The 13485-nt window shown below is 42.7% G+C and carries 16 protein-coding genes; 13 read left to right on the plus strand and 3 right to left on the minus strand.

Features of this window, described 5'->3' with window-relative positions; translation table 11 throughout:
- Positions 1-5 precede the first annotated feature (5 nt).
- From OW255_RS04745 to holA, 6 genes are read left to right on the plus strand one after another with little or no spacing between them, the layout of a single operon-like run.
- Complete coding sequence (locus OW255_RS04745) at positions 6-1787, plus strand: ABC transporter ATP-binding protein (protein WP_024837052.1); 1782 nt, start codon at positions 6-8, stop codon at positions 1785-1787.
- Between the two features lie 12 nt (positions 1788-1799).
- Positions 1800-2666, plus strand: a complete 867-nt coding sequence (locus OW255_RS04750) for a DegV family protein (protein ID WP_024837051.1) — start codon at positions 1800-1802, stop codon at positions 2664-2666.
- A gap of 28 nt (positions 2667-2694) precedes the next feature.
- Positions 2695-4137 (plus strand): sensor histidine kinase, encoded by a 1443-nt coding sequence (locus OW255_RS04755; RefSeq protein ID WP_026890604.1) that lies wholly within the window; start codon positions 2695-2697, stop codon positions 4135-4137.
- Between the two features lie 16 nt (positions 4138-4153).
- Positions 4154-5158 carry a GerMN domain-containing protein gene (locus OW255_RS04760; RefSeq protein WP_268115802.1) on the plus strand — a complete coding sequence of 335 codons (1005 nt, stop codon included), beginning with the start codon at positions 4154-4156 and terminating at the stop codon, positions 5156-5158.
- A 53-nt stretch (positions 5159-5211) separates the two neighbouring features.
- The gene (locus OW255_RS04765; protein WP_268115803.1) at positions 5212-7572 is read left to right on the plus strand and encodes a DNA internalization-related competence protein ComEC/Rec2; all 2361 of its coding nucleotides are present in this window, start codon (positions 5212-5214) and stop codon (positions 7570-7572) included.
- 43 nt (positions 7573-7615) lie between these two features.
- On the plus strand, positions 7616-8587 hold the full coding sequence (gene holA / locus OW255_RS04770; RefSeq protein WP_268116574.1) for a DNA polymerase III subunit delta: 972 nt from the start codon (positions 7616-7618) through the stop codon (positions 8585-8587).
- A gap of 147 nt (positions 8588-8734) precedes the next feature.
- On the opposite strand, the gene OW255_RS04775 is transcribed toward holA, so the two are convergent.
- From OW255_RS04775 to OW255_RS04785, 3 genes are read right to left on the minus strand one after another with little or no spacing between them, the layout of a single operon-like run.
- A complete protein-coding gene (locus tag OW255_RS04775) occupies positions 8735-8935 on the minus strand; it encodes a DUF6774 domain-containing protein (protein WP_024837046.1) in 201 nt (66 codons plus the stop codon).
- A 59-nt stretch (positions 8936-8994) separates the two neighbouring features.
- Entirely contained in the window at positions 8995-9450 is a 456-nt protein-coding gene (locus OW255_RS04780) for an ImmA/IrrE family metallo-endopeptidase (RefSeq protein ID WP_024837045.1), read from the minus strand.
- Between the two features lie 25 nt (positions 9451-9475).
- Positions 9476-9958: a helix-turn-helix domain-containing protein gene (locus OW255_RS04785; protein ID WP_024837044.1), complete on the minus strand. Its 483-nt coding sequence runs from the start codon at positions 9956-9958 to the stop codon at positions 9476-9478.
- Between the two features lie 136 nt (positions 9959-10094).
- Between OW255_RS04785 and OW255_RS04790 the strand changes: the two genes are divergently transcribed.
- The 7 genes from OW255_RS04790 (at position 10095) to OW255_RS04820 (ending at position 13429) form a co-directional block, all read left to right on the plus strand.
- Entirely contained in the window at positions 10095-10325 is a 231-nt protein-coding gene (locus tag OW255_RS04790) for a hypothetical protein (protein ID WP_026890599.1), read from the plus strand.
- Positions 10326-10389: 64 nt separating this feature from the next.
- Positions 10390-10803, plus strand: coding sequence for a phage tail terminator family protein (locus tag OW255_RS04795; protein WP_268115805.1), 414 nt, complete (start codon positions 10390-10392; stop codon positions 10801-10803).
- A 13-nt stretch (positions 10804-10816) separates the two neighbouring features.
- Positions 10817-11014: a hypothetical protein gene (locus tag OW255_RS04800; RefSeq protein ID WP_024837041.1), complete on the plus strand. Its 198-nt coding sequence runs from the start codon at positions 10817-10819 to the stop codon at positions 11012-11014.
- Positions 11008-12306: a phage tail sheath family protein gene (locus OW255_RS04805; protein WP_268115806.1), complete on the plus strand. Its 1299-nt coding sequence runs from the start codon at positions 11008-11010 to the stop codon at positions 12304-12306. Before OW255_RS04800 ends, OW255_RS04805 begins: the two co-directional genes overlap by 7 nt.
- Positions 12307-12323: 17 nt before the next feature.
- Positions 12324-12797, plus strand: coding sequence for a phage tail tube protein (locus OW255_RS04810; RefSeq protein WP_024837039.1), 474 nt, complete (start codon positions 12324-12326; stop codon positions 12795-12797).
- A 21-nt stretch (positions 12798-12818) separates the two neighbouring features.
- A complete protein-coding gene (locus OW255_RS04815; RefSeq protein ID WP_024837038.1) occupies positions 12819-13247 on the plus strand; it encodes a phage tail assembly chaperone in 429 nt (142 codons plus the stop codon).
- A 14-nt stretch (positions 13248-13261) separates the two neighbouring features.
- Positions 13262-13429, plus strand: a complete 168-nt coding sequence (locus OW255_RS04820) for a hypothetical protein (RefSeq protein ID WP_166429795.1) — start codon at positions 13262-13264, stop codon at positions 13427-13429.
- The last annotated feature ends 56 nt before the right edge of the window (positions 13430-13485 follow it).

Raw genomic sequence — 13485 nt, forward strand, 5'->3', positions numbered from 1 at the left:
ATTATATGAAAGAAAAAGAGATGAAGACAGGCGTATTGCTGAAACGCTTTGTGCCTTACTATAAGAAATACACGAAAGTGATGATTATGGACTTGTTCTGTGCATCACTGACAACCATCTGCGAGATGGTATTACCGCTTATTTTACGTTACATTACAAATCAGGGACTTCGGGATCTGGCTTCTTTATCTGCTAAGACCATTGTGACCATTGGCCTCGTTTATTTTGGACTTAGAATCATTGATGGATTGGCCAGCTTTTATATGGCATATACGGGTCATGTGATGGGAGCCGCCATTGAAACGGACATGAGGCAGGATGCCTTTTCCCATTTGCAGAAGCTATCAGATAACTATTTTAATAATACGAAAATCGGACAGATCATGTCCAGAATCACCAGTGACTTATTTGAAGTAACAGAGTTTTCCCACCATTGTCCGGAAGAGTTTTTCATTGCATTTTTAAAGACAGTGGTATCGTTTATTATTTTATCAAGAATTAACCTGCCGCTGACTGTACTTATTTTCGTCCTGATTCCAGTCATGGGGGCTTCCTGTATCTACTTTAATCTTCAGGTAAAACGGGCCTTTAAACATCAGAGAAATCATATTGGTGAGTTGAATGCAAGAATTGAAGACAGTCTTCTAGGCAACCGGGTAGTCCGGGCATTTGCCAACGAAAAGATTGAGATAGAAAAGTTTACCCAGGACAATATGGAGTTTCTTAAAATCAAAAGGAAAACCTACAAATACATGGCTGCATTCCAGAATACCATTCGCATGTTTGACGGCCTGATGTATGTGGTAGTCATTGTAGCAGGCGGTCTTTTTATGATCAAGGGCCTGATTGAACCGGGAGATTTAGTGGCTTATACTCTTTACGTGACCGCTCTTCTTTCCACTATACGAAGAATCATTGAGTTTGCGGAGCAGTTCCAGAGAGGTATGACAGGTATTGAGCGGTTCATGGAGTTAATGGATGCAGATGTGGACATTTTTGATGAGGAAGGAGCTGTTCCTCTTCATGACGTAAAGGGCAGCATTGAATTTAAAAATGTCTCCTTTGAATATCCCGATGACCACAATCCGGTGCTGAGCCATATTAATCTGTCCATTAGACCAGGAGAAAAGGTCGCTTTGGTTGGCCCTTCCGGCGGTGGAAAGACAACATTATGCAACCTCCTTCCCCGCTTTTATGATCCAACAGAAGGAAGCATATGGATTGACGGTCAGGAGATAAAAACAGTGACGCTGGAGAGTCTGCGTAATGCTGTAGGTGTGGTCCAGCAGGATGTATACCTGTTCTCCGGTACTGTTTTTGAAAATATTGAATACGGTCACCCAGGTGCGTCCAGGGAAGCCGTGTATGAGGCAGCGAAGCTTGCCGGAGCTCATGAGTTCATTCTGGGCTTAAAAGATGGTTATGATACTTACGTAGGAGAACGAGGGGTTAAGCTCTCTGGAGGACAGAAGCAGAGAATCAGCATTGCCAGAGTATTTTTAAAGAATCCTCCGGTACTGATTCTTGATGAGGCTACTTCAGCTCTGGATAATGAAAGTGAGCACCTGGTATCTCAGTCCCTGGAGCGTTTGTCCTCAGGACGTACCACTCTTACCATTGCCCATCGTCTTACGACCATACAGAATGCTGACAGGATCCTGGTTCTGTCAGACAGCAGAATCATAGAAGAAGGAAGCCACGAAGAGCTTCTTGCCAAACAGGGCATGTATTATCAGCTTTATACCTCTGTTAAGGATACAGGGGCAGAAGCTGAGTTAGAGGAATAAAGGAGAACGGAAATGAAAGTAGCAATATTAACTGACAGCAACAGCGGAATCACCCAAAAGCAGGGAGAGGAAGCTGGAATTCATGTGATACCAATGCCTTTTATGATGGGCGGAGAGACATATTATGAAGATATCACATTAACTCAAGATGAATTTTATGAAAAGCTGGAGGAGGGAGTGGATATTTCCACCTCACAGCCGTCTCCTGCAGACCTTATGGATGTCTGGAATAAGCTTCTGGAAGACCACGATGAAGTGGTTCACATTCCCATGTCAAGCGGTTTAAGCAGCTCCTGCCAGACTGCTATGATGCTTGCGGAAGATTACGAGGGCAAGGTGTTTGTAGTCAACAACCAGAGAATCTCCGTTACATTAAGAGAGTCAGCCCTGGAGGCAAAAAGAATGGCAGATGCAGGTATGAGCGGCAGTGCCATTAAAGAAAAACTGGAAGAAACGAAGATGGATTCCACTATCTATATTACTCTGGATACCCTGGAATATTTAAAAAAGGGTGGAAGAATCACCCCGGCAGCCGCCCTTCTTGGTTCCTTTCTTAGAATCAAGCCAGTTCTTACCATTCAGGGAGAGAAGCTGGATGCCTTTGCAAAGGCAAGAACCACAAAGCAGGCTAAGAGCATGATGATTGCCGCTGCCAAAAAGGATATGGAAGAACGCTTTTCAGACCCCAAAGGGATTCGTACCAGTATAGCTGTAGTTCATTCCCATAATGAAGCAGCTGCCCTGGAATTTAAACAGGAGCTGGAAGAAATATTTCCAGAGACCGGTGAGATTTATGTGGATCATTTATCCTTAAGCATTTCCTGCCATATTGGCCCTGGTGCTCTTGCTATCACCTGTACAAAAAAGCTGGAACTATGACAGGAGATCATGTAGGAGGTGCGGGACGATGTTTCCGTTAAAGTTTTTTAAGATGAAACACACCATTAGCCTGAGAGCCACCTTAATTCTTGCTTTTTTGCTCATTGGCAGTATACCTGTATTTATTCAGAGTCCGGTGATGCTGGGCTCTTATAAGCAGAATCTCATTGATTCCAGAATGCAGGATATTCAAAACCAGTGCTGGATATTAAGCAATAAGATGACCAGGAGCGGATATCTTACCTCGGAACCAAAGGATCCTCTCCTGGATAATGAGATGTCTGTGAAAGCAGATATGTTTAATGGAAGAATCGTGATTGTAAACCGGAGCTTTCGGATCATTGGAGATACATTTTCCTTATCTCTTGGTAAGATAAATGTGTCAGAAGAGGTGATTCGGTGCTTTGGAGGGGAAAACAGCAATAAATACAATTCTGAAAAGCGATATTCTGCTCTTACCATTCCAATCTATTCCAACAGTCAGGATAAAGAGATTGACGGTGTCATGATAGTAACTGCTTCCACGGAAGATCTTCTTAACCGGGTTTCCCAGGTATCGGAAAAAGGATCCTTACTGAATATAATGATTATATCCATTCTGGCCATTATAGCGGTCATTTTGGCTAAGCTGGTCATGAAGCCATTTAGAGACCTTCAACGTCTGTTAAATCGTGCTTCCGAAGGAAATATGGATGAGCCAATCAGCTCTCATGCATACAAAGAGACCATGGAAATTACAGATTCCATCAATCAGACTTTAAAGAAGCTAAAAGCAGTGGACCAGTCCAGGGAAGAATTTGTATCTAACGTTTCCCATGAGCTTAAAACGCCTATTACCTCCATTCGGGTGCTTGCAGATTCTCTCATAGGGATGGAGGATGCTCCGGTGGAGCTTTACAGGGAATTCATGGGTGATATTTCTGTGGAAATCGAGCGGGAAAGCAAGATTATCGACGACCTGCTGGCTCTTGTTCGAATGGATAAGACATCTGGGGGCAATTTAAACATCGCCCAGGTGAATATCAATGGGCTTTTGGAGCTGATCTTAAAAAGGCTGAGACCCATTGCAGGAAAACGAAATGTGGAGCTGATTTTTGAGAGCATCCGAGAGGTGACGGCTGATGTAGATGAGATGAAGCTGTCCCTGGCTCTCAGTAATCTTGTGGAAAATGCTATTAAGTATAATATTGAAAGCGGCTGGGTTCGTGTAACCTTGGATGCAGACCACAAGTTTTTCTATGTTAAGGTGGCTGACTCCGGCATTGGTATCCCGGAGGAATTTCAGGAGCATGTATTTGAACGGTTCTACCGGGTAGATAAAGCGAGATCCAGAGAAACCGGCGGAACCGGCCTTGGCCTTTCTATTACAAAGAAGATTATATTAATGCACCAGGGAGCCTTAAAGCTTCAAAGCAAGGACGGAGAGGGAACAACCTTTACGGTGCGAATTCCTCTTACCTATATTTCATAGAAACAGGAGGAGTCATATGAAGAAACAAAAATTTATGGTATTTCTCCTCCTGGTCTGCCTTCTCTTCTTGACAGGATGCAAGGGAAGAAGGGATATAGGAGGAGATACAACTGGTAACGTATATAAGATTTATTACTTAAATTCGGCAATGACGAGACTGGAGCCTCAGGATTATACCATGCCTGAAAAAACGTCTGAAAGTGATGATACCCAGTTAGATTGGGAAATCGTAAAACTCATGGAACAGTTAAAAACGGTACCAAAGGATTTGGACCGTCAGGCCGCTGTTCCGGACAAGGTAGGATTTGAAAAATACAAGCTGGAGGATAAGGTCCTCTATCTGTATTTTGACAACAATTATTCCATGATGAACAGCACCAGGGAGATCCTTTGCAGAGCGTCCCTGGTAAGGACACTGACCCAGATCAAGGGAGTAGATTATGTTGCAGTCTACACCGCAGATCAGCCCCTTATGGATAGCGCAGGAAGTCCAGTAAGGCCCATGGCCAATTCAGATTTTATTGATAACATCAGCAACGTGAACTCCTATGAAAAGACAGAGCTTGTGCTGTATTTTGCAAATAGCACAGGGGATAAGCTGGAAAGGGAGACGAGAGAGGTGGTCCACAGCGTGAATACCTCTTTGGAGAAGCTGATTGTAGAACAGCTCATTGCCGGCCCCAGCCGTGTGGGAATGAATCCCACGCTGCCCAAAGAAACAAAGCTGTTAAATGTATCTGTAAACGATAATGTTTGTTATATCAATTTTGATTCCACATTTTTAAATAATACTCTGGAAGTAAAAGAGTACATTCCGATTTACTCCATCGTAAACTCTCTGGCTGCTGTGACCTCTATAAACAAGGTGCAGATTACGGTAAATGGCTCTCAGGAATTTATGTTCCGGGATTCCATTTCCTTAAATCAGCTGTTTGAGCGTAACCTTGATTATAACGCGGAGAATGCAGGAACAGAGAAAGAGGGAGAAACAGAAACCGAAACAGGAGGAAAACAACAATAAAACGCCCATTATGTCTGATTGCAGGGGGATTTGTACTTGGAGAGACTGCCGCTTTGCTGGCTCTGACATCATGGCTTTTGATTCCGGCTTTTTTTGCTGCCGGAATGATTCTTTATGGTTATTGGAGAGGCAAAGATACCCGTTGGGTGTTTGTGCCTCTCATTTTTTTCTATCTGGGTATGGCTTGGACTTGCAAATATGACAGAGACTGGACAAGGAGAGAGGAATGCGCCAAAAGCCTTTCGAAGGCATTTGTGGAAGCAGAGGGAAAAATTACAACTCTGGAAGAAAAAGATGGAACTTTAAAGATCATATGTAAGGACAATCAGGTCTGGAAGCTGGGAGATAAAGGGGAACGAAGCGGTGAGGGCTTATCCGTGAATGGCCTTATGGTGACGGTAAAGGATATCTCTGAGCGGGAGAAACGTGGCAATTCCGCTGGTCTTCAGACACTTTTAGTGGGGCAGAAGGTCTTGATTCGAGGTGAGGGAGAACTTTTTTCCAGAGCCAGAAATCCAGGTGAGTTTGATTCTAAATCCTTCTATCAGGTAATGGACCTGGATATGAAGCTATATGGCGAAGGAATTTTCATCCTGGATAGCCGGAAGGATCCTGTTCTTGAAGGAATCCGTCAGGTTAAGCTGTGGATTATAGGGATATTTTACAGGCTCACAGGGGAAAAGGAAGCCGGAATCTTTGTAGCCGCTGTCATTGGTGATAAGGAAGGAATACCAAAGGAGATCAATGATCTTTATCAGAAGAATGGCATTGCCCATCTTTTAGCTATCAGCGGAATGCATATGTCGGTAATCGGACTTTTCTTTTACCGGATACTTAGAAAAACTGGACTATCCTATGGTTTTGCAGGTGGGGTCAGTTCTGTGGCAGTCATTCTTTATGGAATCCTGACCGGAGGTTCACCGTCTGTTTTAAGAGCCGTAATTATGATGGTCATAGCATTTTTAGCCTCCTATCTTGGAAGGACTTATGATCTTCTTTGTTCCGCAGCCTTAGCCCTCCTTCTTTTAGGGCTTCAATCTCCACTAATCCTGATGCAGGGAGGTGTGCAGTTATCCTTTGGTGCCGTGTTTGCCATTGGAGGAATCATGCCAATGATGGTAAAGTGGGTGGGGGATGACAGACCACTTGTGAAGGGGATAGCCACATCCATTGCCATACAGTTAGCCACGCTTCCGGTTATTCTTTATCATTTCTATCAGCTGCCCCTTTACGGGATCTTACTAAATTTTATAGCCATACCTCTTATGGATGCGGTGGTATATTCTGGTTTGGCTGTCATATTTATTGGCAGTATCTGTCCGATTCTTGGAACAGCGGCAGCAGGTCTGGGAAATTACATTCTTATTTTCTATGAGTTTGCTTGCAGATGTATGGAAAAGCTTCCCTATTATAATCTGACCTTTGGAAGACCAGATTCTAAGCGGATTCTAGCCTATCTTTTCTTTTTATCAGCTCTTTTTATTCTCTTTTCTATCACAACGAATACAAATCCTGGGAAGAAGGAAGAAAAACCAGGGTTTCATTCTACCTCAATACGCCTGTTGCTTTTATTCTTTATCTATGGAAGCAGTATCCTGTTCTTTAAACCAGCGCCCGTAAATGGATTGGAAGCTACTTTCCTGGACGTAGGGCAGGGAGATGGAATTCTTCTTCGCACCGGAACCTCTTCCGTGCTCATAGATGGGGGAAGTTCATCAAAAAAGGCTCTTGGTCAATATACCCTGGAGCCGTGCCTTAAAAACCTGGGGGTTCCAGCCATTGACTATGCCTTTGTCAGCCATGGAGATCTAGATCATATCAGTGGTGTTCGTTTTCTGCTGGAAGAAAGCAAAGACGTATCCATAAAAACCATCCTGCTTCCTTACCACGGCAAAGAAGATGAAGCAATACAAAACCTTGAGTCACTGGCAAACAGGAGAGGAACGAAAGTAAGATATTTAGCTGCCGGAGAGACATTTCAAGTGGAAGGCTTAGAGATTTCATGCCTTTATCCAGAAATTAAGGATACTCCTGATAATGTAAATGAACAGTCTGAAGTTCTCAAAATGGACTTTGGAGATTGTCATATGTTATTTACCGGAGATATGGGAGAAAAAGGAGAGATGCAGCTTCTGGAGCGTTACAGGAGTCAGTTATCTCAGATCAATGTGCTGAAAACCGCTCACCATGGCTCTAAATATTCGTCCTGCGGGGCATTTCTTGATGTGGTTTCTCCCAGTTGGGCAGTCATCTCCTATGGGGAAAATAATACGTATGGACATCCTCATCAGGAAGTAATGGATCGATTGGAAGAGAGGCGGGTCCGTGTATTTGAAACAGCCAAAAGCGGTGCGATTCGTCTGTGGACTGACGGACAAGACATTCATTTTTCCGGCTTCGTTGACGAGGAGTGATTCTATGGGTATAATAATAGAAGGAAAGAAGAGAGGATATACCATGCAGACGTTAGCTCAGGATATAAAAGAAAACCGCTTTAAATCGGTTTATTTATTATATGGGGAAGAAGTATTTTTAAAGAACAGCTATAAAAATCAGCTGAAGGCTTCCATTACACAAGGCGATACCGTTAATTTCAACCAGTTTGAAGGAAAAGGAATTGATGTGAGGGAGCTTATCAGCTTGTCAGACACCATGCCGTTTTTCGCGGATAAGCGGTTGATTCTTGTTGAGGACAGCGGATTTTTCAAAAGTCCGTCAGAGGAACTGACTACTTATCTGCCTCAGGTTCCAGAAACCACCTGTATTATTTTTGTGGAATCAGAGGTGGACAAGCGGAGCAAGATGTTTAAAAAGGTGAAGGAAATCGGATATGCCTGTGAAATGGAGCGTCAGGATTTAAATCAGCTTGCCAAATGGGCTGGCACCCTTCTTGCCAGAGAAGGAAAAAAAATCACTGGAAATACCATGGAATTGTTTCTTCATAAAACCGGAGATGATATGGAAAATATCAAGATGGAATTAGAAAAGCTGATCAGCTATACCTTAGGACGTGAGGTCATCGAGGCGCGAGATGTGGAGACGATTTGTACCGAGCGGGTCACCAATAAGATTTTTGATATGGTGGCTGCCATTGTAAACAGACAGACAAGAAAAGCTATGGATTTATATGAGGATCTGCTGACCTTAAAAGAGCCTCCTATGAGGATTTTGTTTCTCATTGCAAGACAGTTCAATCAGTTACTACAGGTAAAGGAGCTGATGGGAAAAGGGATGGATAAAGCCGGTATTGCTTCCAAGCTTAAGATTCCTCCCTTTGCAGCAGGAAAGCTGATGCCTCAGGCAAGATCATTTTCCAAGGAAGATATACTTTCCTATGTTGATCTTTGCGTGGATGCAGAGGAATCGGTAAAAACCGGACGTTTGGGAGATCGAATGGCAGTGGAGCTATTGATTACCAAAAAGTATTAAGGAAGTTCACAAAAAATACGTCTTGAAAGTTCCTTTTCAAGGCGTATTTTTGCGTCATTTGTATTATTTTAAGTATTCCTTGCCATCACTATTTATTTTGTGACAGCTTCTTTTTGGGCGTGTTCTTATCGACACAAGCCTCTGGTCTTAATCTTCGCAACAGCATGGATCTTTATCATCATCGTCATCATCACAGCAGCATAACGCCTCCTGCGCGGAGATTGTTCCCAGGGTATCACCAAGCTGTGAAAAAATGCAGCTCAGCAGTGCGATTTCCTCATCGGTCTTATCTTTGGCAATGCAACACGCCAAAGAGGATATGAACAAGACAAGTTCACAGGACTGCATAAAGACATCACCTCGGGATAGTATATGTAACGAAACCCTGTGAGGAGAGAGAACATGCTTCAATCCATTAACTTATAAATATTAAATGGTTCAAAAAGAATCAGGTAATCGTCCTTTTGGAACCCCTTGCCGTACTTTGCCTGGTAGCAATGAATGGCTTCATATAAAAAATCTTCGGTTACATCTAAATATTCAGCAATTTCATAACCATTTCGGCATCCCGCATCCTTAGCCGCTACCAGTTTATCTAAGGTAATCATCTTATTATAGGCCCAAAGTCTTGCAGTTCGTTCCTGCTTCTGATTGGAAACTTCAGACTGATCTGAAATATCTCCTACGGTGGTGTAATAATGTCCAAGTTCCTCTGCCAGGACGCAGGCCTTTTTGCAGTCCGGCATATTCTGCCGGATCAGGATTTTCTCCCCCCTGATCCGACCATCATTGGCCTTAAGCGGCCTTTCTTTAATCGTAATTCCAACTAATTCAGCTTCTTCAATCAATGCTTCATAATTCAAAATAAATCACCCCAGCGAGTTAATTTTATTCATCAAAAAATGCATCATCGTGTCTCTTCATGTCTTCGGTCACTTCAATGTCCGTTCTTTCATGAGAGGCCACGGGTAAAAGATAAGACTTGTCCTTAGGACGAATGGTTCTTATATTACTTGGCTCTTTGATGTATTCAGGTATGTGTACCATTTCCCTGACACGCTTTAACGCTTCTTTTTGACCCTTTTCATTCATGCGGTTGAAATTCTGTAACATCTCCCCGGCATCAACACCAAAACAGTTATTGACATAATCGAACGCAGAAGCAGTATCATTCTCCCAGCCCATTAAATAAGTGGGGGTGGTCTTTAATGCTTTTGCAATCGCCTCTATCTTTGACTGGGGAAGCCCCCGGCCGTCAACCTCGATTTTATTAATGGAAGAGCGGGATTTGTAGCCTGCCTTTAACGCCAGTTCCTCCTGGGAAATGCCAAGCTCCTCCCGCCTCCGTTTAATGATCTGACCTATTTCCATAGGATCACCTCCATAATGATATTATACCACATTGTAGATAAAAGTTCAACAAATTTCGGAAAGTCTGTTGACAAAAGTGAAACATAGGAGTATGATAATGGTGTAGACAAAATGACTACAACAAGGGAGGGCAGGTATGACGGATACGGTTCGGCTGAAAGAGGAGATCAAACGATCCGGTTTGAAAAAAGGGTGGATAGCAGCGGAGCTGGGGTTATCCAGCTATGGTTTTCATCGGAAGATGAACAATGAAAGCCAATTTAAGGCCGGAGAGATTAAAAGCTTGTGCCAGCTTCTTAAGATTACGTCGTTGAAAAAGAAAGAGGAAATTTTTTTTACTGACGATGTAGACAATAAGACTACATGAATTTAAGAAGATGGAGAAAAAAAGGCCCGAATAACTGGTGGCGGCATGGCAAAGGAGGGCATACGTGTACAACGAAATTTTGGATGCAGTTATGAAAAAGCTTGGTGACTTATTCCCAGAAACAAAAGTCTCAGCAGACCCCTTGGGGGAGGGGGAGCTCAGTCCTTATTTTGAGGTAAGGATTACGGATTCAGAAGAAAAGCCGGTCAATGGAAACCGCTATTTGCGAAACATAAGCATTTCCATCATGTATCACCCCAAAGAGTCCCAAGATGCTTTCAGAGAAAGAAACAATGTACTGGATGCATTAATGGACAACTTAGAATACATAACAACAGCCGACGGTTCTTTAATCAGGGGAAGCATGAGAACAGCAAAAAATGAGGAAAAATACTTAAACTTCCTCACAGAGTATCATATACATGTCTTAAAATCTGCCAGGGCAGAAGAATCCATGGAAGACATAGAACTAAATTGAAAGAGGTGCAGTTTTGACTAAAAAACAAGTAAAAGCAGCAAATCAGACAGCCAGCGAACGTTATACCAAAAAACAGCTGGTCTGCTCCGAACGGTATTGCAATCAGAGTGATCTTTTATGCGCTTTGCTGGAAGATGGGAAGCTATATTCCCTGTCAGAAGCAGAAGAAATTATGAATCGATTTATGAAAGGAAGGGTGAAAGTATGTTAGGTGGAGGAAATTTTACAGTTCAGAATAAGGTGTTTCCAGGTGCGTATATCAATTTCGTAAACAGCGTTTCAGCCAGGGCTTCTTTAGGAAACAGAGGAGTAGCAGCGATTCCCATGATTCTTTCCTGGGGACCGGAAAAACAGGTATTTGAGGTGACCTCAGAAGAATTTCAGAAGAACGCAAAGGAGATCTTTGGTTTTTCTTCAGATGATGAAGCCATGCTTCCAGTCAGAGAACTTTTCAGAAATATGACAAAAGGAATCTTCTATCGTTTAAATGGAGGCGCTTATGGTTCTAATGACTATGCAACAGCCAAATATTCCGGAGATCGGGGCAACAGCCTTATGACTGTCATTACAAAAAATGTAGATGACGGAAAGAAATTTGATGTGAAAACATTATTTGACGGCAGAGAGGTAGATTCCCAGACCGTTTTAACCGCATCTGAATTAAAGGACAATTCCTATATCACCTTTAAAAAGGAAGCGTCTCTGGCCGAGACAGCCGGCAGTGCATTTGTCGGAGGCACCAATGGAAGCAATGTAACAGGAGAAGATTATGCAGCATTTCTTGAAACGATTGAAAGTACTTCCTTCCAGGTTCTTTGCTGCCCATCGACCGATGATAAAGTGAAAGCACTGTTTGCAGCCTTTACAGAACGTCTAAGAGATGAAGCCGGTATTAAATTCCAGACTGTGTTACATCAATATGCTAAGGCGGATCATGAAGGAATTATTTCTGTGGAAAATGAAACAGAGGAATCTGCATCCGGGCTTGTTTACTGGGTAACAGGTGCAGAAGCTGCCTGTGAAATCAACAAAACCAATGAGAACAGAATCTATGACGGTGAGTACAGCGTAAAGGTCCCTTATACACAGACTCAGCTTGCCAATGGTATGAAAGAAGGAAAATTCCTTTTCCACAGAGTCGGAACAGATATCAGGGTTCTCACTGATGTAAATACCCTGGTTACCTATACTGCGGAAAAAGGAGAGGATTTCTCCAATAACCAGACTATCAGAATTTTGGACCAGATTGGAAATGACATCGCTTCCTTATTTAATACCCGCTATCTTGGAAAAATCTCCAATGATGCAGCAGGAAGAGTAAGTCTTTGGAATGATATTGTTACATACGGAAAACAGTTGGCGGTCTTACGGGCCATTGAGGCTCTTGATTCAGAAGCAATTACTGTTGAAAAGGGAGAAGGCAGACGGTCCGTTGTTGTTAATTTCCCGGTTCAGCCGGTTAACTGTATGAGCATTTTATATATGACAGTCGTTGTATCTTAAGAAAGGGGTAATGGATTATGAGCAATATTACAATGAACGCATGGGACGCTATCAGCGCAGCGAAAGCAGAATGTTTTATCACAATTGAAAATGAGCGTTACAATTTTATGCAGGCTTTAAAGCTGGAGGCAAAAATTGAAAAGGTAAAATCCGAAATCCCGATTTTAGGACGGGCCATGAAAGGAAACAAAACGGTTGGAATGAAGGGGACTGGTTCCGCTACCTTCCATTATAACACCAGCATTTTCCGTGATATTTTATACAAGTATCAGCAGTCTGGAAAGGATGTTTATTTTGATATCCAGGTAACCAACGAAGATCCAACCTCCAGCGTAGGCAGACAGACCATTATATTAAAGGATTGTAACTTAAATGGCGGCCTATTAACTAAATTTGATGCTACCGGAGAATACCTGGAAGATGAATTTGAGTTTACTTTTGAAAGCTGGGAAATGCCAGAACGTTTCGGAAAAATCGCAGGAATGCAGTAAGAATAAAAGGAGAGTAAAGTTATGGGAGATTTAAGCTGTTTTTTAAGTCAGAATGCAGTAAAGGCAGATCGTGAAAAATATGTGGCATCCAAACGTTTTCTGGGAGCGGATAAGAAGCCGGTAGAATGGGAAATCAAGGCTATTACCTCTAAGGAAGATGAGGATTTAAGAAAAGAATGTACAAAAAGAGTTCCCGTATCCGGCAAAAAAGGCCAGTACACTCAGGAAACAGACTTTAACTTATATCTTGGAAAGCTGGCATCAGAATGTACCGTTTATCCAAATTTAAATGATAAAGCATTACAGGATTCTTACCACGTCATGGGCGCTGATGCGCTGTTAAAGGCTATGCTGACAGCCGGAGAGTACGCTGGCTATCTGGAGAAAATCCAGCAGGTCAACGGCTTTGACAGCACCATGGAAGAACAGGTAGAAGAAGCAAAAAACTAATTGAAGGAGGCGATATGGAGGCCAATGTAGCCTACTATTGCCTTCATAAAATCCACAAATGGCCTCACGAATTTTTGAGTCTTGACCGATATGAACGTGCTTTTGTCATTGCAGCTGTGCAGTTAAAGCTTGAGCATGATAAGAAAGAAGCGGATAAGGCAAAGGCAGGTAAATACAGGTAACAAGGAAGAACGTCTATGGGGACGTTCTTCCTATCATAATAGGAAAGGAGGAGATA

The organism is Lacrimispora xylanolytica (assembly GCF_026723765.1).
Taxonomy (GTDB): domain Bacteria; phylum Bacillota; class Clostridia; order Lachnospirales; family Lachnospiraceae; genus Lacrimispora; species Lacrimispora xylanolytica.